Origin of the sequence: Streptomyces sp. NPDC079020, assembly GCF_044542225.1 — a bacterium.
Taxonomy (GTDB): Bacteria; Actinomycetota; Actinomycetes; order Streptomycetales; family Streptomycetaceae; genus Streptomyces.
In genome coordinates this window covers 199,966-221,753 of sequence record NZ_JBITUB010000002.1, presented here as the reverse complement: position 1 = coordinate 221,753, position 21,788 = coordinate 199,966, and the positions used below count along the sequence as shown (strand labels likewise).

The following is a 21,788-nucleotide window of genomic DNA, read 5'->3' as shown; positions in this document are numbered from 1 at the left end:
TCCAGCCCCATCGACTTATCTGTCGTCGGGGCACGGGCTGCCTGGCCGCACGCCCCCGTAAGAGTTAGGAGGATAACCAGGGCTTGACGGTTCCAGCCAAGTTCTGACCCCGAAGGGGCCATTCCAGGATCGCTTCCGAGCCGTTCTTGACGGTCCTTATGCGTCCCGTTTCTTCAGCAACACGTACCCGCCGAGCACCGCCGCCACCACCCACGCGATCATGATTCCGAGTCCGCCCCAGGGGCCGTACGGCGCCGGATCGCTGTTCATCGCGTCCGGGAGCACCTGCATGATCTTGGAGCCCGCCTGATCGGGGAAGTAGCGGGCCACACTCTTGGCACCCGGCACCGCCGACAGGATCTGCGAGACGAGGAAGAAGAACGGCATCAGGATGCCGAGCGACAGCATGGAGCTGCGCAGCATCGCCGCCACTCCCATGGAGAAGATCGCGATCAGCCCCATGTAGATGCCGCCGCCGAAGACCGCCCGCAGTACGTTGTCCGCGCCGATGTCCGTGCGGTGGTCGCCGAGCAGGGCCTGGCCCAGGAAGAACGAGATGAAACCGGTCGCGAGTCCGACGGCCAGGGCCAGGACCCCGGCCACCGCGATCTTGCTGAAGAGGAACGTGCCGCGCTGGGGCACCGCCGCCAGCGAGGTGCGGATCATGCCGGAGCTGTATTCCGTGCCGACCACCAGCACGCCGAAGACGACCATCGCGAGCTGGCCGAGGATCATGCCCGAGAAGCTGACGAAGGTCGGGTCGAAGGTGGCGCGCTCCACATCGGAGAGATTGTCGAACTGGGCGTTCATCACCGCGCAGAGCGCCGCGCCCATCGCGACCGTGACGCCGAACGCGCAGATCAGCGTCCAGGTGGTCGAGGAGACCGTGCGGATCTTGGTCCATTCCGCATTCAGGACCGCGGGTACCGATGCCATCGTCGTCACGCCCCCCTGCCGTCGCGGGAAGCGCCCTGGCCGCCCCGCTGGTTCCAATGCTCGCCCCAGCCCGCACCCACCGGAGGCGGCGGCGCCCCGTCCCGTTCGGAGTGCGCGTGGTACTCCACGGAGCCCGCGGTCATCTGCATGAACGCTTCCTCCAGCGAGGCCCGCTGGGAACTCAGCTCGTGCAGGACGATCTGATGGCGTGCGGCGAGCTCACCGAGTGCCTCGCTGGTGGCGCCGTCGATCTCCAGGGTGCCGTTCCCCGACTCGACCGCGACGAAGCCCTCCGCGTGCAGCACGTCCCGCAGGCGCTCCTGCTGCGGGGAGCGCAGCCGTACATAACTGCGCGAGTTCTCGTGGATGAAGTCGGCCATCGAGGTGTCGGCGAGCAGCCGGCCCTGGCCGATCACGATCAAATGGTCGGCGGTCAACGCCATTTCGCTCATCAGATGCGAGGAGACGAAGATCGTCCGGCCCTCGGACGCGAGAGACTTCATCAGATTGCGGATCCAGTGAATACCCTCCGGGTCCAGACCGTTGACGGGTTCGTCGAACATCAGGATCTCGGGATCACCGAGCAGTGCGGACGCGATACCGAGCCGCTGGCCCATACCGAGGGAGAAGCCCTTGGACTTCTTCCTCGCGACCGCGCTCAGCCCGACCGTGTCGAGAACCTCCGCGACCCGGCTCTCGGGGATGCGATTGCTCTGCGCGAGACACAGCAGATTGTTGTACGCGCTGCGACCGCCGTGCATCGACTTGGCGTCGAGCAGCGCTCCGATGTACTTCAGCGGTTCTTCCAGCTCGCGGTAGTGCTTGCCGTCGATGCGCACCGATCCGCTGGTGGGGTTGTCGAGATCGAGCATCATCCGCATCGTCGTGGACTTGCCCGCCCCGTTCGGGCCCAGGAAGCCGGTCACCATCCCCGGTCGGACCTGGCAGGACAACTGGTCGACGGCGACCTTGTCGCCGAATCGCTTGGTGAGTCCGTCGAGCTCGATCATGCGATCACGCTAGAACGGCCGCGCGCCCGGCGCCACCACAAGGGCGGAACCGGGCGCGCAACGGGGTGCGGCTGCCGTACCTGGGGTCAGCGGCCCTGCTGAGCCGGCACACCACGGGTGGCAGGCTCGTCGTCCACCGGGGAACCGGCGGCGGCCACCGCGGCACCCGTCAGCGTCGCCAGCATCTCGCGGACGTTGGTCAGCTGCGCGTTGATCGAGTCGCGGCGGTTGGTGAGCGCCGCCAGCTCGCGCTCCGATTCGCTGCGGATCCGGTCGGCCTTGGCGTTCGCGTCGGCCACGATGTCCTCGGCCTGGCGCTGCGCGGTCTCCACCGTCTGACGGGCCCGGCGCTCGGCGTCCGTACGGAGCTTCTCGGCCTCCAGACGGAGCTGCTCGGCGCGGTGCTCGATCTCGGCCAGACGCTTCTCGGCCTTGGCCTGACGGGACGCGAGGTCGCGCTCCGACTGCTCGCGGCGCTTGGCGAGGTTCGTCTCGAAGTCCGCCGCCGCCTGGGCCGCCTTGGCGCGGGTCTCCTCGAAGAGGGCGTCCGCCTCCTCGCGCTTGGACTGGGCGTCCTTCTGCGCCTCGGTGCGCAGCGTGGTCGCCTCGCCCTTGGCCTTCTCGACGATGCGAACGCCCTCGTCCTCGGCCTTCGCCTTGCGCTCGGCGGCGAACGACTCGGCGTCGTTGCGCACCTGCTGGGCGGCCGACTCGGCCAGCTCGCGGTGCTGCTCGGCGGCGCGGCGGGCCTCCTCACGCAGGTCCTTCGCCTCCTCCTCGGCGAGGCGGAGAATCTTCTCGACGCGCGCACCGAGCCCGGCGTACGACGGCTCGGCGTCGCTGACCTGGGCCTGGGCGTTCTGCGTTTCGAGGTGGAGCTCCTCGATGCGCTTTTCCAGAGAGGTGATTCGGGCCAGAGCACTGTCACGGTCGGCGACGAGCTTGGTGATGCGGTCGTCCACCTGACCGCGGTCGTAGCCACGTCGCACGAGCTCGAAGCCGAAGGGAGAGGAAGGGTCGCTCATGGGTTTCCTGTCGAATGAGACCGGTGAGGTGATAGGGGGAATCCTAGGGGCCTAAGCGGCGTGTCAGCGTGCAGATGCCGGTTTGATCTGGAGAATGACACCCCTTTTGAGTGGCTGACCCCCGGAGCGCTTGCCGCTCCAAGGATTGAATGTCCATGACGAAACACGGGACATGACGGACCGGCTACCCCTCGGAGGACTTGCCGCCGGACCGGCTGCCCGCCGACGCCGTGGCCTTGGCGCCTCCCGGGGAGCCGCCGTTGGCCGGCTTCCCGCCCCCTGCCGGAGCCTCGAAGGACTCCAACGCTTCGAGTACGTCCTGCACACGGGAGATCTCCGTATTGATGTCCGCGCGCCTGCGCACCAGCACGTCCAGCTCCCGCCGGCCCTCGTCGACCATCTGCTTCGACTCCGACTCGGCGTCGGCGCGCAGCTTCTCGGCCTGGCGGACCAGCTCGGACTTCTTGGCCTCGGCCTCCTTCAGGAGCGACTCGGCACGCTTCACCGCGGCGATCCGGACCTTGCTGGCCTCCGAATCGGCGTCCGCCAGCAGCTCCTTGGCCTTCGACTCGGCCTCGTCGCGCTGTTCGGTCGCCGCCTTCATCAGGTTGTCGACGCGCTCGCCGGCGGTCTTCATCTGCTCCGAGGTCTCCCGGCGGGCCCGCTCGTGCAGCTCCTCGATCTCGCTCTCCAGCCGGGTCCGCAGCTCCTCGGCCCGGTCCCGGATCGCGGTGGCGTCGCGCCGCGCGCCGACCAGCAGTTCGTCCGCGTCCGTACGCGCCCGCTCCACCAGGGTGTTGCCCTCGACCGTCGCCTCGGAGGTGATCCGCACGGCCTCCTTGCGGGCCACGCCGACCATCGTGTCGGCCTGCGCCTCGGCCTCGGTGGCGGAACGGAGTGCTTCCTCCTGGGCCTTGCCCACGAGCTGGTCGGCCTGCTCGGCCGCGTCCGCGCGCCGCTTCGCCGCGGCCTCGCGCGCCTCGTCGAGCACCCGGTCCGCCTCCTGGCGGGCCTCGGCGCGCATCTGCTCGGCCGCCGACTCCGCCTCGGCGCGCAGCTGTGCGGACTCCTCGCGGGTACGGGCCGCGTGCTCCTGCGCCGCGCCGACGGTCTCCGTCGCCTCCGCGCGCAGCCGTTCCGCCTCGTCGGCGGCCTCCTCGACGAGCCGGTCGGCCTTGGCGGCCGCTTCCGTGCGGCGCCGTTCGGCCTCGGCGGTGGCCTCGCCGACGAGCTGGTTGCCCGCGTCGGTGGCCTCGGTGCGGATCCGCTCGCTCTCGGCCGTCGACTCGCCGATGAGCCGGTCGGACTGGGCCGCCGCCTCCGAACGGATGCGGTTGGCGTCCTGACGGGCCTCGGCACGGGCGCGCGAGGCGTCCTGCTCGGCGGAGGCGAGCGCGTCGGACGCCTCGGTACGGACCCGCTGGCTGTACTCCGAGGTGTCGGCGCGCAGCCGCTCCGACTCGGCGATCGCCTCGGAGACCGTACGCTCGGCCAGCGTCTTCGCGGCCTCGGACTCCTCGGCCGCCACCCGGCGTACGCGATTGGCGTCCTCGGTGGCCCGCTCGCGCTCGGCGTAGGCGTCCGCGCGGACGCGGTCCGCCTCCTCCTGCGCCTCGGTCCTGGTCCGGTCCGCGGAGTGCTCGGCGGTGGAGCGCAGCCCGGCGATCTCCTCCTCGGCCTGCTCCTGGAGACCGGCGACGGAGTCCCGTACCTGCTGGGCCGTCTGCTCGGCCGCGGCGACCAGCTCGGTCGCCCGGGAGTCCGCCTCCGCGGCGAGCCGCTGGGCCTCGGCCTGGGCCTCCTCGACCCGCTTGCGGGCGGAGGCGAGCAGTTCCTCGCTCTGCTCGCGGGCCCGGACGCGCTCCTGCTCGGCCTCGGTGCGGGCCGCTCCCAGGGTCTCCTCGGCCTCCCGGCGACGCCGGTTGGCCTCCTCCTGGGCGGCCGACAGCGCCTCGGCGGCCTCGGCGGCGACCCGCTCCGCGGCAGCGGCGGCCTCGGCCCGCACCCGGTCGGCGCTCTCCTGCGCCTCGGACTTGAGCCGCTCCGCCTCCGCCGCCGCCTCGCCGCGCAGCCGTACGGCGACGTTCTCGCCCTCCGCACGGGCCTGTGAGGCGTCGGCCGCGGCCTCGTCACGCAGCCGCTCGGACTCCGTCTCGGCCTGCTCCTGGAGCGTACGCAGCCGCTCGGCGGCCTCGGTGCGCAGCCGCTCGGACTCCTCGTTCGTCTCGCGGCGGACGCGCTCCGCCTCGGTACGGGCCTCGCTCAGCGCCTCCTCGGCGGTGGCGAGCCGGGCCTCGGCCTCGGTGCGCAGCCGGGCCAGCTCCTCGGCGGCCTCGGCCTGCCGGGCGGCGACCGCGCGCCCGGTCTCCGCCCGCAGCTCCGACGCCGCCTGTTCGGCCGCCGCGGTGAGGGACTCGGCCTGCTCCTCGGCCTCGGACCGGAGCTTGTCCGCCTCGGCCCGGGTGCGCTCCAGCGTCTCCTCGGCCTGCTTGCGCAGGGTCGCGGCGCGCTCGGCCGCCTCGGTGCGGACCCGCTCGCTCTCGGTGCCCGCGGAGGTCCGCAGCTCATCGGCGTCCGACCTGGCCTTGGTCAGCAGCTCCTCGGCGGTGCGGGCACCCTCCTCCAGCTGCTGGACGGCCTCCCGGCGGGCCTCGCCGCGGATCCGCTCGCCCTCGGCGACGGCCTCGGAGCGCAGCTGCTCCGCCTCGCCGCGCAGCCTGCGGGCCTCCTCCTGGAGCTCGACCGTCTTGGCCCGGTACTCCTTGGTGTCGTCCTTGGCCGCGCCCTTGAGCTGGTCGGCCTGTTCGGCGGCCTCGCCGCGCAGCCGGTCGGCCTCGGCCTCGGCCTCGCGGCGGATCCGGTCGGCCTCCTCGCTCGCCGCTCCGGTGGTGGACTTCGCGTCCTCGGACGCCTTCGTCAGCACCTCCTCGGCGGTCCGGGCCGCCTTGGCGAGCTGGGCCGCGGTGTCCTCGGCGGCCGTGGTGCGCGCCTTCTCGGACGCCTCGGCGACCATCCGCTCGGCCTCGGCGCGGGCGTCGGCGAGGGCCTGCTCGGCCTCCTCCTTGAGCGCCTCGGCGCTCTTGGTGGCCTCACCGACCAGCCGGGCGATCTCGGACTTGGCCGTACGGGTGCGCTGCTCGTTCTGCGACTCGGCTCCGGCCAGCCGCTTGACCGCGGCCTCCTTCGCCTCGGAGAGGATCTTCTCGGCCTCCAGCCGGGCTTCGCGCAGCTGGGTCCCGGCCTCCTGGAGACGCTGTTCGGCCGTCCGGTTCAACTCGGCGGTCTGCTGCCTGGTCTGCTCGGTCTCGGCGGTCGTCGAGGTGCGCAGCTGCTCGGCGTGGCCGGCGGTCTCCTGCGCCTGCGCCGAGGCCGTGGTCACCAGACGCTCGGCCTCCCTGCGGGCGCGCAGCAGGAGCGTCTCGGCCTCGGACCGGGCCGACTCGGACTCCGCGCCGAGGCGCCGGCGGGTCTCGTCGGCGAGCCGGGTCGCCTCGTTGCGCGCCGCCGTCAGGGCCTGCTCGGCCTCGGCGCGGGACTCGTCGAGGAGACGGCGGGCCTGGGACTCGGTGCGGGCCCGGAGCTGCTCGGCCCAGGCGACGTTCTCGTTGACGTGGGACTCGACGGTCTGGCGGCGTTCGGCCAGCTCCTGGTCGAGCCGCTGCCTGCGCTGGACGGCTTCCGTGTGCAACTCGGCCTGGAGTCTGGCCTGGTGCTCGGCGTGTTCCTGAAGGATCCGCTGGGTCTGCGCGCGGGCGTCACGGAGCTCCCGCTCGGCGTCGCTGCGCAGCTGGTCCGCCTGGACCTGGGCGTTGCGGAGCATCTGCTCGGCCTGGTAGCCGAGATCCGCGCTGTCGTACGCGGGACGGGTCGCGAGATTGCGCCGGGCCTCGTGCAGCTTGGCACGCAAGACCTCGACCTGGTAACCGAGGTCCTCGGCGTGCTGGACGGCCTTCTCCCGGTCGGTCTTCAGCCGGTCCATCTCGGCTTCGAACCGCGAGAGATGGTCGTCTTCAGCTCGGTGGCTCTCCTGGCGTTCGTAGCCCCGCACTGCGCGGTCCCATCCTTCCCCGAGCTCTCAACGTCGTTCGAGCAGGGGAGACCCCAACCCTGGTCGCAACGCTCCAAACGAGCACCGTTCGCCGGCGAACGGTCCCCCGGGGAATGGTGACAGACAAACGAAGGAGACGCGGCGCGGCCCCGACCCGGCCCCGGCCCGGAACCGCCCACTCTACCGGCCCAGGTATGAGGAGGTCAGTGCTCCGTCCGGGACGTGACCAGTTCGGTGAGCACCCCGTGGCAGTCCTTCGGGTGCAGAAACGTGATCCGGGACCCCATCGACCCCGTCCTGGGCTCGTCGTACAGCACCCTGACACCCTTCTCGCGGATGTCCGCGGCGTCCTGGTCCACGTCCGCGGTCCCGAAGGCGATGTGGTGGACGCCCTCCCCGTTCTTCGCCAGCCACTTGCCCACGGCCGAGTCCTCCCGGGTCGGCTCCAGCAGCTGGAGGTAGGAGGCTCCGCCGTCCGAGGTCCCGTTGATCCGGAGCATGGCCTCCCGGACGCCCTGCTCCTCGTTGATCTCGGAGTGGTACACCTCGAACCCGTACGTGGCCCGGTAGAACTCCACCGTCGTGTCCAGGTCGAAGCAGGCGATCCCGATGTGGTCGATTCGCGTCAGCATGGAACCAGTGCAGCGCCCCGGACATGGTTACGCAACGTGCGCGCCATCACACCCGTTGCCGGATGACGGGCGGGGTACCGCTCAGTACATTCGAGTAAACCCTCGTTCACATACAACCCCAAGGGGCCGTGCCCATGTCAGGAACGACCGGTACCACCACCTCAGTGATCGTCGCGGGCGCCCGCACGCCCATGGGCCGACTCCTCGGCTCCCTGAAGAGCTTCTCCGGGGCCGACCTCGGCGGCATCGCCATCAAGGCCGCGCTGGACCGGGCCGGCATCGGCGGCGACCAGGTCGAGTACGTGATCATGGGTCAGGTGCTCCAGGCCGGTGCGGGGCAGATCCCGGCCCGCCAGGCCGCGGTCAAGGCCGGCATCCCGATGAGCGTCCCCGCGCTCACCGTCAACAAGGTGTGCCTGTCCGGGCTCGACGCCATCGCGCTGGCCGACCAGCTCATCCGCGCCGGGGAGTTCGACGTCGTCGTCGCCGGCGGCCAGGAGTCGATGACCAACGCCCCGCACCTGCTGCCGAAGTCCCGCGAGGGCTACAAGTACGGCGCGATCGAGATGCTCGACTCCATGGCGTACGACGGTCTGACCGACGCCTACGAGAACATCCCGATGGGCGAGTCCACCGAGAAGCACAACACCCGCCTCGGCCTGGACCGTGTCGCCCAGGACGAGATCGGCGCCCAGTCCCACCAGCGGGCCGCCGCCGCCCAGAAGAACGGCATCTTCGAGGCCGAGATCACCCCCGTCGAGATCCCGCAGCGCAAGGGCGACCCCGTCCTGTTCGCCAAGGACGAGGGCATCCGCGCCGAGACGACCGTCGAGTCCCTCGCCCGGCTGCGCCCCGCCTTCGCCAAGGACGGCACCATCACCGCGGGCACCTCCTCGCAGATCTCCGACGGCGCCGCCGCGGTCGTCGTCATGAGCCGGGCCAAGGCCGAGGAGCTGGGCCTGGACTGGATCGCCGAGATCGGCGCCCACGGCAATGTGGCGGGCCCGGACAACTCGCTCCAGTCGCAGCCCTCCAACGCCATCCGGCACGCGCTGAAGAAGGACGGCCTGACCGTCGAGGACCTCGACCTGATCGAGATCAACGAGGCGTTCGCGGCCGTCGCCGTCCAGTCGATGAAGGACCTCGGGGTCACCTCGGACAAGGTCAACGTCAACGGCGGCGCCATCGCGCTCGGTCACCCCATCGGGATGTCCGGCGCCCGCGTGGTGCTGCACCTGGCCCTGGAGCTGAAGCGGCGCGGCGGCGGCACCGGCGCGGCGGCGCTGTGCGGCGGCGGCGGTCAGGGCGACGCGCTGATCATCCGCGTTCCCCGGTAGATCCCGGCGTATCCCGATGGGGACGCCTTCCGGCAAGGAACACTCCTAACCCCGAGAACGAAGTGAACGGAGCGGTGATGGTGGACGTCCCCACCCTGGTCGAGCAGGCGCGCCAGGGCAGGCCGCGGGCGGTGGCCCGGCTGATCTCGCTGGTGGAGGGGGCGTCGCCGCAGCTTCGGGAGGTGATGGCGGCGCTGGCCCCGCTCGCGGGCCGGGCCTACGTCGTCGGGCTCACCGGTTCGCCGGGCGTGGGCAAGTCCACCTCGACCTCGGCGCTGGTCTCCGCCTACCGCCGGGCGGGCAAGCGGGTGGGGGTACTGGCCGTCGACCCGTCCTCGCCGTTCTCCGGGGGCGCGCTCCTGGGCGACCGGGTCCGGATGTCGGACCACGCCTCCGACCCGGGCGTCTACATCCGCTCCATGGCCACCCGCGGCCACCTGGGCGGCCTGGCCTGGTCGGCACCGCAGGCGATCCGGGTGCTGGACGCGGCGGGCTGCGACGTGATCCTCGTCGAGACGGTGGGCGTGGGCCAGTCGGAGGTGGAGATCGCCTCCCAGGCCGACACCTCGGTCGTGCTCCTCGCCCCGGGCATGGGCGACGGCATCCAGGCGGCGAAGGCCGGAATCCTGGAGATCGGTGATGTGTACGTCGTCAACAAGGCCGACCGGGACGGGGCGGACGCCACCGCCCGCGAGCTCAACCACATGCTGGGCCTCGGGGAGGCGCGGGGCCCCGGCGACTGGCGGCCGCCGATCATCAAGACGGTCGCCGCCCGCGGCGAGGGCATCGACGAGGTCGTCGAGGCCCTGGAGAAGCACCGGGCATGGATGGACGAACACGGCGTACTGACCGCGCGGCGCACCGCGCGGGCGGCCCGCGAGGTCGAGACCATCGCCGTCACCGCCCTGCGCGAACGGATCGCCGACCTGCACGGCGACCGGCGCCTGGACGCCCTCGCGGACAGGATCGTGGCGGGCCGCCTCGACCCGTACGCGGCGGCCGACGAACTGGTGGCGGGACTCACCGGCGCGTCCTGACGGCTCCCCGGGGCGGCGTGCGGACCGCCCCGGGAACCGCCGGGCGGCCCGCCCCCGTCCGGACCGGCAACGGTGAAACGTGATTGACGGGCCGTCAGTCCCGGGGCGGGGCGTGCCGTTCGCCGTGGCGGGGAAGCCTGCCGGTCGGACGGCGCGCGTGGCAGGATGCCACGGGACGCGCGCGGGGCCGCGAGCGCCAGCCGTGCGCACCAGGGGGGAAGCGACGCATGCCGGGGCCGCTGCGGGAGGACTCGCCGAGACGGATCGGGCCGTACGCGATACGGGCCAGACTCGGCGCGGGAGGCATGGGCGAGGTCTATCTCGGGGTACGCGACGAGGAGACCGGCGAAGCAGCCCGCGGGACGGACGCGCCGGGCGGTGCCGAACCCGTCGCCGTCAAGACCGTCCGCCGCGACGTGGCCGGTGACCCCGGCTTCCGTACCCGCTTCCGCCGCGAGATCACCCTCGCCCGCTCCGTCACCGGCCCCCATCTCGCCCCGCTGCTCGACGGCGACGCCGACGCGGAGGTGCCCTGGCTGGCCACCGGCTATGTGGCGGGCCCGACCCTGTCGGCCGCGGTGCGCCGCGCGGGGGCGCTCGGCGAGGAAGAGGTGCGGATGCTCGGCGCCGGGCTCGCCCGCGCGCTGGCGGCCGTGCACGCGGCGGGCGTGGTGCACCGCGATGTGAAGCCGGGCAATGTGATGCTCGCGGCGGACGGTCCGCGGCTCATCGACTTCGGGATCGCCCGGGACACCGGCGCCACGGCGCTCACCACCACCAGCCGCATGGTCGGCAGCCCCGCCTTCATGTCTCCGGAACATGTCGCCGGCGGCGGACGCGTCACGTTCGCGTCCGACATCTTCTGCCTCGCCTCCGTGCTCTGCTACGCCGCCACCGGACGCGATCCCTTCGGTGACGGGCCCGTGGCCGCGGTGCTCTACCGGATCAAGTACGTCGAGGCCGACCTCGACGGCGTACCGCCCGCCCTGCGCGGCGTGCTCGCGGACTGTCTCGTCGCCGGGCCGGAGGACCGCCCCACCGCCGCCCGGCTCGCCGCGCGCCTCGCCCCGGACGCGGCCGTGGGCTGGCCCGGACCGGTGGCGGAGCACATCGCCGAGTACCAACGCGAACTGGCCGGGCTCCGGGCGCTGGACGGGCCCCTGCTCCCGCCGTACACACCGACGCGGGCCGCCACCGGCAGCAGGACGCCCGCCGATCAACTGCCCACCCAGGGACCGGGACTGCCCCGGGACCGGAGCGCGGACCAGGACCAGGACCCGCGGCAGCCCCCCGGCCCGGCCGCCTCCCGGACCCCGCTGCCCTCCTGGGGCCGGTACGCGCGCGCCGCGGTCGTCGCACTGGTCCTGGCCGGCGCCGTCACCGGCGGGCTGCTGGCGCTGCGCGACGGGGAGCCGGGCGGGAGCGGCGGACCGGAGGGCTCCGGAGGCGGACCCGCCCAGGTGCTCGCCGGGATCGACGCCCAGGGCGGTCCCGACGGCTCCGGCACCGTCCCCTACGGCCGTGAGGTCCGCCCCACCGGCTGGAAGCCGTGGCGGAGCAAGCTCTCCGCCGCCCCGCTGGGCTGCGCGGCGGGCCGCCACGCCGTGGTCTGCCGCCGCACCGACGGATCGTACGAGGCGCTGTCGGCCGCCGACGGGAAGAAGCTGTGGGACTACGCGTCCGAGGAGGAGGGCAACGCACCGGGCGCCCGGGTCGCCCCGACCGGACAGTTCTTCATGCCCGGCGGCTCCACGAGGCCGGCCATCCACGGCGACACCGTCTTCCTGGCCACCGGGAACCGGCTGCTCGCGCTGGACTCCCGTACGGGCGAGACCCGTTGGGAGAGCCGGGCCGGTGGGGCGTACTGGCTGGACAGCACTCCGGTGGTGGCGGACGGGCTGGTGTTCGCCGACATCGGCGACACCCCGTACGGCGCGCAGGTCGCCGCCTTCGACATCCGTACCGGCGAGGAGAAGTGGCGCAAGCCCCTCGTCGGCGACGACATCTCCAAGGCGGAGTGGTACGACTACTGGCCGCTGGCCACCGAGGACGGGGTGCTCTACATCCTCGGCCAGGGCGGGGTGCGTGCGCTGCGGACGAAGGACGGCGAGGAACTGGGCCGGGCCACCGACGAGAACGCGTCCCGGTGCCGGGACGCGCTCGTGCGGCCGCCGCTCGTCTACTGCTCGGTCTACACCCACACCATGGACGAGGAGGGCATCGCGGCGTACCGGCTCCGGGCACCCTCGCTCAAACTGACCGGAGAGGTTCCCGTCACGCCCGGACTGGTCACCGACGCCCGGCTGGGGGCTGTCGACGACGACGTCATGGTCCTGCTGCGCGGCAGCGTGCCCTGGGAGGACGACGGGACCGCGCCGGAGATCGTCGTGGCCCCGCGCGACGGCGGCACCCCGCTCGGCCGCTACCCCCTGGACAAGGACGCGGGCAACGGCCGGCGTAATCCGGTCTCCACCCCGGTGATCGTCGCCGGCACCCTCGTCTGGGCGGACACCACCACGCTCTACAGCGTCCCGCTGAACGGCGCCTCCACGCCGGGCAAGCCGCGCAGGACCCCGCTCAAGGGCGCACCCGGCCCCTCGGTCCCGCCCGAGTACGACGAGCTCGACTGGGGCGTCCAGTTCGACCAGGAGCTGCTGCCCCCGGAGATCCTGCCGGTCGGCGGTGCCGTGTACGTCCTGTACGACCAGGGCACCGCCCTGTCCGTCCCGCTGCCGGGACCGGCCGCGTCGTGATCGAACCGCTCGCCCCCGGCGCACGTACCCGGGTCGGCCCGTACCGGCTGCTCGGCCTGCTCGGCGCGGGCGGGATGGGCGAGGTGTTCCTCGCCCGGCCCGGCACACAGGCGACCGCGCCGGGTGACGATCCGCTCGCCGGGCTCGTCGCGCTGAAGACCGTGCGCGAAGGGCTCGACCTCGACGACGGGTTCCGGGTCCGCTTCCGCCGGGAGATCGCGGCCGCCGGCGCCGTCCGCAGCCCGCACTCGGCCGCGCTGGTCGGCGGGGACGCGACCGGGGCGCTGCCCTGGCTCGCCACCGAGTACGTCCCCGGCCCCTCGCTCGCCGAGGCCGTCTTCCGTACCGGGCCGCTGCCCGAACCGGTGGTACGCGCGGTGGGTTCGGGTCTGGCCCGCGCACTGGCCGACATGCACGGGGTACGGGTGCTGCACCGCGACCTGAAGCCCGGCAATGTGCTGCTCGCCGCCGACGGGCCCAAGGTCATCGACTTCGGGATCGCGCAGGCCTTCGAGGCCACGCAGCTGACCCGGACCGGTGTGGTGGTCGGCACTCCCGGCTACATCTCGCCCGAGCACGTCAACGGTTCGCAGGCGCTGGTGCCGGCCTCGGACGTGTTCTGCCTGGGCGCCGTGCTCGCGTACGCCGCGTCGGGGCGCGGCCCGTACGACGACCCGGACGTGGCCGCCGTCATCTTCCGCATCGCCCATGGGGAGCCCGAACTCGGCGGTGTGCCGGAGCGGTTGCGCCCGGTGATCGAACGCTGCCTGAGCCCGCGGGCCGAGGACCGGCCGACCCCGCAGGAGCTGGCGTGGCTGCTGCGGCCGGGGGAGTACCCGGACCCGTTCCCGTGGCACGACGCGGTGCGCGGGACGTTCGCCGCGCACGCGGCGGAGGCGCGCGAGTGCGCGCGCTCGGCCGCCGCGGAGCCCCCGCCCGCCGCGACGCCCGTCCCCGTAGCGCCCGTTGTCCTGCCGCCCGCGCCACTCGCGCCGTCCGTCCCCGCCGATGCGGCGCGGCCCCGGCGGCGCGGGCTGTGGACCGCGGTGGCCGTCGTCGCCGTGACGCTGTGCGCGGTGCTCGGTGCCGTCCTGCTGCCGGGGCTGCTGGACGGCGGGAAGAAGGGGAACGGAGCCGGTGGCGGCGGCCGGCCCGGGGCGTCCGCCGCCTCGCCGTCCGCCCGGCCGGACTCCGCCACGGTCGTGCCGGGCGCGGACGCGGGCCGGACCGACGACTTCGGGGAGCGGGGCGCCGACCGCGCGGTCCGGCCCGCGGGCTGGAAGCCGTGGACCGCGCGGAAGGGCACCGGCGAGTACGGCTGTGCGCTGTCCGGGGCCACGCTGGTCTGTTCCGGTGAGCGCGGGGTGACCGCGCTGGACGCGGCGACCGGTGCCCAGCGGTGGAACGTCCCTGAGAAGACCCCGGTGGTGGCGGGCACGGCCGGCCGCTCGATCGCGGCGGTCGCCGACGGCACGGTGTACGCCTTCCTGCCGGAGGCGCTGGTCGGCCTCCGTCTCACCGACGGCAGGGAGGTGTGGCGCAGACCGATGCGGAAGGGCTACCTGGGCACCGGGTCCGTGTACGCGGACGGGGTGGTCCACTATGTCTCGCAGATCCGGGGCGGCTCCACGGGCCGGCTGGTCGCGCAGCAGGTGACGGGCACGGAACGGCCGGAGAAGTGGAGCGTGGAGTACCACGATTTCCAGTTCACCCTGCTGGCCGCCGAGGGACGGGTGGTGGCGGTCGGGTCGGACATCGAGGTCTTCGACGCGGACACCGGCGAGCGGCGGCCGGGGGTCGTCCAGGGCGATCTCCCGTGCGGTGAAGCCGTGCTGCGGAAGGCCGAGCTGCTCTGTCCGGGCGAGGACGGCATCACCGTGATCGACATGGCCGCTCCCGCCCGGCGCAGGACCCTGGCCCCGTCGATGACCGACGTGTACAAACCCGCCGTCTCCCGGGACGGCACGGTCGTGGTCTCCGCGCCGGGGGAGACGCGTGCGTTCCGCCTCTCCGACGGCGAGGAGCTCTGGCAGCACGTCTCCGACATGGCGCTCGCGGGCCGTACGTCGGTCTCGGGCGACACGGCCCTCGTCACCGACGGGTATGTGGTGGACGGCTTCGAGCTGGCGGGCAGCGGCAGCATCGGGACGGCGCAGCGCAAGGTCCTGAACGGCCCGCGCGGTGACGGTTCCCGCCTCATCGCCTCGGGGGACGTGCTGTACCTGTCCTTCGACAACGACGGGACGGTCCTGTCCGGCTTCACGCCCTGAACCCCGGACGGCCGGGGTCCGGGGCGTTCCGGGCGTCCGGTCAGCTGTCGTCGCGGTCGTCCCTGTCGTCCCCGCGGCCGTCGTCGCCGTCGTCGTCCCGGTCCACCGTGACCTTGCCGCTCTTCGCGTCGACGTGCAGCTCGTGGTGCCTGCCGTCCTTGCCGGTGATGTCGATGTCCCAGCGCAGGACCCCGCCCCGGCCGTTGTCGTCATCGTCGTCGTCCAGCTCGACGGAGGTCACGCTGCCCGGCGCGGTCCTCAGCGCGGACTGGACCGCGGAGTCCAGCGGGACGGAGGCCGACCGGGGCGCGTGCCGGTCGCGGTCGTCGTTGTCGTCGTCGCGGTCGGTGAGCACCGTGCTGTTGCGGGCGTCGACGGTCACGTCGTGCCAGACCTTGTCGGCGCCGAACACATCCAGCTCCCAGACGTCGCGGTCGTCCTCGTCACCGTCGTCGTCCAGCTCGGCCTCGGTCACCGTGCCGGGGACGCTCTTCAGCGCGGCGGCGATCGCCTCGTCCAGGGAGACCCGGCGCTCGTCCTGCGGCGCGGCCTGGGCGCCGTCCTCCCCGGTGGTGATCGTCTTCGGAGCCGTACCGCCGCTCGTGCCCGTGCTCCCGCTGCCGCGGCCGTTGTCGTCGTCCGCGAAGGCCATGGTGGCGGCCGCTCCGCCGCCGATGAGCACGGCCGCGGTGACGGCGGCGATGGTGATGTTGCGCTTCATGAGGTTCCTCCCCGAGGGATGGGCCGGTTCGACGTGACCCACACTGCCGGGGCGATGCTGAACGCAGCCTGAAGCTACCTGAAGCCGTCTTCAGCTCCGGTTTGCGACCCTGTGCACATGCGCCTGTTGATCGTGGAGGACGAGAAGCGACTCGCGGTGTCCCTGGCCGGGGGACTGACCGCCGAGGGCTTTGCCGTGGATGTCGTGCACGACGGCCTCGAAGGCCTGCACCGGGCGGCCGAAGGTGTGTACGACCTCGTCGTCCTCGACATCATGCTGCCCGGCATGAACGGCTACCGGGTCTGCGCGGCCCTGCGCGCCGCGGGCCACGATGTGCCGATCCTGATGCTCACGGCGAAGGACGGGGAGTACGACGAGGCGGAAGGGCTGGACACCGGCGCCGACGACTACCTGACCAAGCCGTTCAGCTACGTCGTGCTGGTCGCCCGGGTCCGCGCGCTGCTGCGCCGCCGGGGCACCGGCGGCGCCTCGCCCGTGCTGACCGTCGGCGCCCTGCGGATGGACACCGCCGCCCGGCGGGTGCACCGGGGGCAGGACGAGATCGCGCTGACCGCCAAGGAGTTCGCCGTACTGGAGCAGCTGGCGCTGCGGGCGGGCCAGGTGGTGAGCAAGGCGGACATCCTGGAGCACGTCTGGGACTTCGCCTACGACGGCGACCCGAACATCGTCGAGGTCTACATCAGCGCCCTGCGGCGCAAGCTCGGCGCCGCGTCCATCCGTACGGTGCGCGGCGCCGGCTACCGGCTGGAGACGCTGTGAGATCCGTACGGGCCAGGGCCGCGCTCGGCGCCACCCTGGTCGTCGCCCTCGCGCTGATCGGCGCCGGGCTCGCCGTCCTCATGGTGCTGCGCGCCAACCTGACCGACCAGGCGGGCCTCCAGGCGGAGGTGACCGCCCGCGAGGTGGCCGGGCAGCTCGCCCTCGGCACGGCGTACGACGCGCTGGACCTGGAGGACGAGGAGGACCACCCGGTCCAGGTGACCGACGAGGACGGCCGGGTGGTGGCCGTCTCCAAGGACCTGGAGGCGATCTCGGGGACGGGCACCGACGTCGTCCGCCCGGCACCCTCGGGCCCGGCCGGCACTTCCGGCGATGACGACGACGATGACGGCGGCGAGGACGGGGACGACGACAGCGGCCGCCCGGCCCGCGGCGAGGTGTCCTCCGACGACCCCGACTTCAGCAACGGCACCGCCACCGTCGACGGCCACGCCGCCGACTACCGCTTCGCCGCCGTCGAGGCGACCACCTCCGCCGGGGTGACCCTGACCGTGCACGCGGGCGCCCCGCTCGCGACCGAACAGGAGGCCGTGGGCACCGTGCGCGGCGCCATGCTGACGGGCCTGCCCGTGCTGCTGGTCGTCGTCGCCGGGGTGACCTGGCTGGTGACCCGCAGGGCGCTGCGGCCGGTCGAGGGCATCCGCCGGGAGCTGGCCGCGATCACCGCGTCCGAGGACCTCGGCCGCCGGGTGCCGGAGCCCGACTCCCGCGACGAGATCGCCCGGCTGGCCCGGACGACCAACGAGACCCTGACCGTGCTGGAGACGTCCGTGGACCGGCAGCGGCGCTTCGTCGCGGACGCCTCGCACGAGCTGCGCAGCCCGATCGCCTCGCTGCGCACCCAGCTGGAGGTGGGCGCCGCCCACCCGGAGCTGCTGGATGTGCCGGGCGCGGTCGCGGACACCGTACGGCTCCAGGTCCTGGCGGCGGATCTGCTGCTGCTGGCCCGGCTGGACGCGGGGGAGAAGCCGGGGCGCACACCGCTGGACCTGGGCGCGCTGGTGCGCGAGGAGGTCTCCCAGCGCGTCGGCGACCGGATCCCGGTGACGGTCTCGGTGCCGGAGGAGGGCGCGTACGGGGTGATCGGTTCGCGCGGTCAGCTGGCGCGGGTGATCGGCAACCTGCTGGACAACGCCGAGCGCCACGCACAGGGGCTGGTCGCCGTCTCGGTGAGCGGTGCCGGCGCGGGTGCGGGTGGCGGGGTGAGCGTCGAGGTGCGTGACGACGGGGCGGGTGTCCCGGAGGACGAGCGGGAGCGGATCTTCGAGCGGTTCGTGCGTCTCGACGACGCCCGCAGCAGGGACGACGGCGGGGCGGGTCTCGGCCTCGCCATCGCCCGGGACGTCGCGGCCCGCCACGGCGGAACACTGACGGTGCACCGGGCGGCGGAGGGCGGCGCGCTCTTCCGGCTGCGGCTGCCCGCCGCTGGTTCGTGACGTGGTCCCCTGCGGCGGGACCCGTGACGAGGTCGCGCGGAGAGGTCCCCGCGACGAGGTGCCCCGCGACGAGGTGCCCCGCGGCGAGGTCCCCCGCGGCGACGGTGCGTATGCCGCCCTGCCCCGCCGCCCCGCCCCGTCCGGGTGCTACGCCTTTCCGCGCCGTCCGCGCAGATGCTCCGCGACCGGTGCCAGCGCCGCGTGGAGGTCCGCCAGGGCCTCGGGGGACAGCAGGTCCATGAAGTGCTTGCGCACCGAGGCCACATGGTGCGGCGCGACCTTCTGCATGGTCTCGGCGCCGAGCGCGGTCAGTACGGCGTACAGCCCGCGGCGGTCCGACTCGCAGTTCGTGCGGCGGACCAGACCCGCGGTTTCCATGCGGGTGATCTGGTGCGAGAGCCGGCTCTTGGACTGCAGCGTGGCCGCGGCGAGATCACTCATCCGCATGCGCTGGTCCTCCGACTCGGAGAGATTGACCAGGATCTCGTAATCGTTGTTGGTCAGGCCGAACGGCTGGAGATCCTTCTCCAGCTGATGCATCAGCAGCCTGCTGACGTCCAGGTGAGTGCGCCAGGCGCACTGCTCCGCGTCGTTCAGCCAGCGCGTGGCCGTCTCGGTCTCCATATATGGATTCTACCTAAGAAGTTGAAAGCCGGACGAAAATAAGGGATGTGATGCCCGGCACCGCCGGGCATCAGGGCCGGGACCGTACCCGGAGGCCGTGTCCGGGCGCCGGTCGCAGTCGTTCGACGTCACACTCCGCAGACTACCGCTCACAAACCGAAGCGCCGCTGGAGGTCCCCCAGCTGGCCGGGCAGACGGGGGGTGGACCCGGGTTGACCGGAGCCACCCGGACCACCCGCGCCACCGGGCACCCCCGCCTGCTGCGGAGCCGCCCCCACGGCCCGCTCGGGCATCAGCGCCTCGGTCGACTGGAGCAGTACCGTGCCCGCCCCGACGAACTCGAACTGGTGCTCCTCGCCCGACGCGCCGCCGATTCCGGTCAGTGACCGCAGCCCGCCCATGATCCCCGACATATAGCCGTGGTCGTAGTGGTGGCAGGGCGAGGGGCAGTCGGCCCAGCCCACCAGTGCCTGCGGATCGACCCGCAGCGGCGGCTCCATGAAGACCACCGGGCCGTTGGACGCCGCCACGAACTTCCCCGTACCGATCAGGGTCACGAAGCCCGGCACGATCGACTGCTTCAGCGCCAGCGTCGGCTGGTAGGCCAGCAGATTGCCGGAGCGGATCGTCAGGTTGCCGTTCTCCAGGTCGTAGGAGTTCACATCGAAGGCCCGGTCCGCGAGCAGCATCTTCCCGCTGCCCTCGGCCACCACCCAGTCGCTCGCGTGCAGGGGGGAGTGGAAGCTCGTACGGATCAGCCGCTCGAAGCGGCCGTGCCCGATTCCGTTGAACTCGATCCGCCCGTAGTAGGCGATCATCTTCCCCTTCTGGAGGAACCACTGACTCCCTTTGAGTTCCACACAGAAGGTGTACGCGTTGACGTTGTCGTCCGACGGCAGCGTCATCGGGTCGAGGACCACGGGCGTGCTCACAGTTTCTCCTCCGACGCCTGGACGTACACCGCGCCACTGCCGCTGAGCTCCAGCTGGAACGCCTCGCCGGAGCCGCGCCCCACCATGTCGCGCCAGCCGAGCGCGGTGGAGAGCTTGTTCCGCACGTCCCCGTGGTGGGCGACGTAGGCCTGTGGATCCACATGCACCTCCCGGCCCGGCACGATCGGCAGCTCGATCACCCCGCCGTGCGCCATCACCGCGACCGCGCCGTGTCCCTTCAGCGTGGTGGTGAACAGCCCCTGCCCGGTGACCTGGCCGCGCACCATGCCCATCACCCCGCCCTGCGAACCCATGAACATCGTGCCCTGGTCGAGGGTGCCGTCGAAGGCGAGCAGCCGGTCGGCCTCCACGTACAGGGTGTCCCCCTCCAGGCTGATCACCTGGATGTGATGGCCGCCGTGGCCGAACATCACGGTGCCGTTGCCCTCGACCGTCATCAGGGGGGTCGCCTCGCCGGCCACCCGGCGGCCGATCATCGAGGAGATCCCGCCGCGGCCGCCCTGGAGGTTCGGGGTGAACGAGACCTCGCCCCGGTAGGCGAGCATCGCGCCCCGCTGGCTGTACAGCTTCCGGCCGGGAACCACCGTGGCCTCGACCATCTTCGAGTTGATCTCACGGAACGGCATCAGACATCGCCCCCGACGGTGTTCCGCTCGCTCGGCTGTACGTAGACGAGTCCGTCGCCCTCGAAGCGGATCTGGAACGCCTCGCCGGAGCCCTCGCCCATCAGCGTGCGGAAGTTCACCCCGGACTGGAGGTGCTGCTGGAGGCTGCCCTGATGGGCGATGTAGGCGCCCGGGTCGACCATGAGCGGGTACTGCGGTGTCACCCGCAGCAGGACGGCCGAGCCGTCCGACACGATCGCCGCCTGGCCGGTGCCCTCCACCGTGGTGGTGAACAGTCCGGTGCCGCTCGCCCCGCCGCGCAGCCCGGTGAAGGTGGTCCCGGTGCGCAGTCCGGCATCGGTGGCGAGCAGATTGCTCGCCTCGACGTACAGCTTGTCGCCGTGCAGCGAGACCAGGCTGATCTCGCTCGCCCGGTCGGCGAAGTAGCAGGTGCCCTGCCCCTTCACCTCCATCACGGTCATCTGCTCGCCGGTCAGCCGCCGGGTGACCATGCCCCGGACGCCCTCACCGCCGCCGGACATCTTCTTGAACGCCATCCGGCCGTCGTACGCGACCATCGAGCCGTTCTTCGCCTTGACGGCATCGCCCGTCAGATCGACGGCGAGCGTCTTGCTCCCCTGGAGCCGGAACATTGCCACGGTCCGAAGGTAGCCGCAGGGGCGGCGGACGGACCAGTGCCCCGGATCGCGAACCGCCCCTGAAAGGACCCTGATGTGCGGCGACGGGTGATCCGGACGCGGGGCGGCGGGTGACCTGGCACACGGACGGGCCCCCGGGGCCGGGAACGCGGGGCGGCGATGCCACAATGGGCAACGCTTGTGCCTGCGTTCACAAGCCGTCACGACCCTCCCACCGAAGGTGCCCCCGTGGACATCAAGACCGCTACCGCCCTGCACCGGCTGCGCCTCATCTCGATTCCCGAGGCGCTGTCCTTCCCGGCCCTGATCCTCTTCGGCTCCATCCTCAGCCGCGTCTCGGACATCGACTTCCTGATGATGCCGCTCGGCATCCTGCACGGTGTGCTCTTCGTGATCTACGCCGTGCTGCTGCTCGACGTATGGGCCAAGACCAAGTGGCCGCTGAAGCGCGTCGCCCTGTTCTTCGTGCTGTCGCTGCTCCCGTTCGGCGGGCTCTACGGCGACAAGCTCCTCAAGCGGTACGAGGCCGACGGCGCCATCGCCGCCCGCGCCCGCCGCGAAGGGGTGGTCAGCGCGTGATCGTCGCCTTCTCGGTCTCCCCGCTGGGCGTCGGCGAGGACGTCGGTGAGTACGTCGCCGATGCCGTACGGGTCGTCCGCGAGTCCGGACTGCCCAATCGCACGGACGCCATGTTCACCTCCGTCGAAGGTGAGTGGGACGAAGTCATGGACGTCGTCAAGCGGGCCGTCGCCGCCGTCGAGGCCCGTGCCGGACGCGTCTCCCTGGTGCTGAAGGCCGACATCCGCCCGGGTGTCACCGACGGTCTGACCTCCAAGGTGGAGACGGTCGAGCGCTATCTGGCGCCCTGACGCCCGCCCCCGGAGCAGCCCTCCGCGTTCACCCGACGAGCCCCCGGTGCCACACGGCCGGGGGCTTCGCGC

General features: G+C 72.5%; 18 protein-coding genes. 8 read left to right on the top strand and 10 right to left on the bottom strand.

The window, feature by feature from the left end; all coding sequences use genetic code 11:
* Positions 1-156: 156 nt before the first annotated feature.
* From ACIGJO_RS04950 to mce, 5 genes are all read right to left on the bottom strand, one after another.
* The gene (locus ACIGJO_RS04950; protein ID WP_399952195.1) at positions 157-936 is read right to left on the bottom strand and encodes an ABC transporter permease subunit; all 780 of its coding nucleotides are present in this window, start codon (positions 934-936) and stop codon (positions 157-159) included.
* 5 nt (positions 937-941) lie between these two features.
* Complete coding sequence (locus ACIGJO_RS04945; RefSeq protein WP_399952192.1) at positions 942-1,946, bottom strand: ATP-binding cassette domain-containing protein; 1,005 nt, start codon at positions 1,944-1,946, stop codon at positions 942-944.
* Positions 1,947-2,032: 86 nt separating this feature from the next.
* The gene (locus ACIGJO_RS04940; protein ID WP_399952189.1) at positions 2,033-2,971 is read right to left on the bottom strand and encodes a cellulose-binding protein; all 939 of its coding nucleotides are present in this window, start codon (positions 2,969-2,971) and stop codon (positions 2,033-2,035) included.
* 184 nt (positions 2,972-3,155) lie between these two features.
* Complete coding sequence (scy, locus tag ACIGJO_RS04935) at positions 3,156-7,019, bottom strand: polarized growth protein Scy (RefSeq protein ID WP_399952186.1); 3,864 nt, start codon at positions 7,017-7,019, stop codon at positions 3,156-3,158.
* 203 nt (positions 7,020-7,222) lie between these two features.
* Positions 7,223-7,651 (bottom strand): methylmalonyl-CoA epimerase, encoded by a 429-nt coding sequence (gene mce, locus ACIGJO_RS04930; protein WP_266923927.1) that lies wholly within the window; start codon positions 7,649-7,651, stop codon positions 7,223-7,225.
* A gap of 134 nt (positions 7,652-7,785) precedes the next feature.
* Between mce and ACIGJO_RS04925 the strand changes: the two genes are divergently transcribed.
* The 4 genes from ACIGJO_RS04925 to ACIGJO_RS04910 all read left to right on the top strand — a co-directional run bounded on the left by ACIGJO_RS04925 (position 7,786) and on the right by ACIGJO_RS04910 (position 15,048).
* The gene (locus ACIGJO_RS04925; RefSeq protein ID WP_399952182.1) at positions 7,786-8,988 is read left to right on the top strand and encodes an acetyl-CoA C-acetyltransferase; all 1,203 of its coding nucleotides are present in this window, start codon (positions 7,786-7,788) and stop codon (positions 8,986-8,988) included.
* 77 nt (positions 8,989-9,065) lie between these two features.
* Positions 9,066-10,025: a methylmalonyl Co-A mutase-associated GTPase MeaB gene (gene meaB / locus ACIGJO_RS04920; RefSeq protein WP_399952179.1), complete on the top strand. Its 960-nt coding sequence runs from the start codon at positions 9,066-9,068 to the stop codon at positions 10,023-10,025.
* Positions 10,026-10,252: 227 nt separating this feature from the next.
* The gene (locus ACIGJO_RS04915) at positions 10,253-12,778 is read left to right on the top strand and encodes a PQQ-binding-like beta-propeller repeat protein (RefSeq protein ID WP_399952177.1); all 2,526 of its coding nucleotides are present in this window, start codon (positions 10,253-10,255) and stop codon (positions 12,776-12,778) included.
* Positions 12,775-15,048: a protein kinase gene (locus ACIGJO_RS04910; RefSeq protein ID WP_399952175.1), complete on the top strand. Its 2,274-nt coding sequence runs from the start codon at positions 12,775-12,777 to the stop codon at positions 15,046-15,048. The genes ACIGJO_RS04915 and ACIGJO_RS04910 overlap by 4 nt, the downstream gene beginning before the upstream one ends.
* A gap of 40 nt (positions 15,049-15,088) precedes the next feature.
* Here ACIGJO_RS04910 and ACIGJO_RS04905 read toward each other — a convergent pair whose 3' ends face one another.
* Positions 15,089-15,769 (bottom strand): PepSY domain-containing protein, encoded by a 681-nt coding sequence (locus ACIGJO_RS04905; RefSeq protein ID WP_399952172.1) that lies wholly within the window; start codon positions 15,767-15,769, stop codon positions 15,089-15,091.
* A gap of 117 nt (positions 15,770-15,886) precedes the next feature.
* Here ACIGJO_RS04905 and ACIGJO_RS04900 point away from each other — a divergent pair, with 117 nt between their 5' ends.
* Positions 15,887-16,549 (top strand): response regulator transcription factor, encoded by a 663-nt coding sequence (locus tag ACIGJO_RS04900; RefSeq protein ID WP_399952169.1) that lies wholly within the window; start codon positions 15,887-15,889, stop codon positions 16,547-16,549.
* Complete coding sequence (locus ACIGJO_RS04895; protein WP_399952166.1) at positions 16,546-18,006, top strand: ATP-binding protein; 1,461 nt, start codon at positions 16,546-16,548, stop codon at positions 18,004-18,006. The genes ACIGJO_RS04900 and ACIGJO_RS04895 overlap by 4 nt, the downstream gene beginning before the upstream one ends.
* A 147-nt stretch (positions 18,007-18,153) precedes the next feature.
* Here ACIGJO_RS04895 and ACIGJO_RS04890 read toward each other — a convergent pair whose 3' ends face one another.
* The 4 genes from ACIGJO_RS04890 to ACIGJO_RS04875 form a co-directional block, all read right to left on the bottom strand.
* A complete protein-coding gene (locus ACIGJO_RS04890) occupies positions 18,154-18,630 on the bottom strand; it encodes a MarR family winged helix-turn-helix transcriptional regulator (RefSeq protein WP_266923942.1) in 477 nt (158 codons plus the stop codon).
* A 149-nt stretch (positions 18,631-18,779) separates the two neighbouring features.
* On the bottom strand, positions 18,780-19,562 hold the full coding sequence (locus tag ACIGJO_RS04885) for an AIM24 family protein (protein WP_399952163.1): 783 nt from the start codon (positions 19,560-19,562) through the stop codon (positions 18,780-18,782).
* Positions 19,559-20,209, bottom strand: coding sequence for an AIM24 family protein (locus ACIGJO_RS04880; protein WP_399952161.1), 651 nt, complete (start codon positions 20,207-20,209; stop codon positions 19,559-19,561). The genes ACIGJO_RS04885 and ACIGJO_RS04880 overlap by 4 nt, the downstream gene beginning before the upstream one ends.
* Positions 20,209-20,841: an AIM24 family protein gene (locus ACIGJO_RS04875; RefSeq protein ID WP_399953197.1), complete on the bottom strand. Its 633-nt coding sequence runs from the start codon at positions 20,839-20,841 to the stop codon at positions 20,209-20,211. The genes ACIGJO_RS04880 and ACIGJO_RS04875 overlap by 1 nt, the downstream gene beginning before the upstream one ends.
* Before the next feature lie 234 nt (positions 20,842-21,075).
* Between ACIGJO_RS04875 and ACIGJO_RS04870 the strand changes: the two genes are divergently transcribed.
* Both ACIGJO_RS04870 and ACIGJO_RS04865 read left to right on the top strand, forming a co-directional pair.
* A complete protein-coding gene (locus ACIGJO_RS04870; RefSeq protein WP_266923948.1) occupies positions 21,076-21,426 on the top strand; it encodes a DUF3817 domain-containing protein in 351 nt (116 codons plus the stop codon).
* Positions 21,423-21,716, top strand: a complete 294-nt coding sequence (locus tag ACIGJO_RS04865; protein ID WP_018492224.1) for an MTH1187 family thiamine-binding protein — start codon at positions 21,423-21,425, stop codon at positions 21,714-21,716. Before ACIGJO_RS04870 ends, ACIGJO_RS04865 begins: the two co-directional genes overlap by 4 nt.
* Positions 21,717-21,788: the final 72 nt, after the last annotated feature.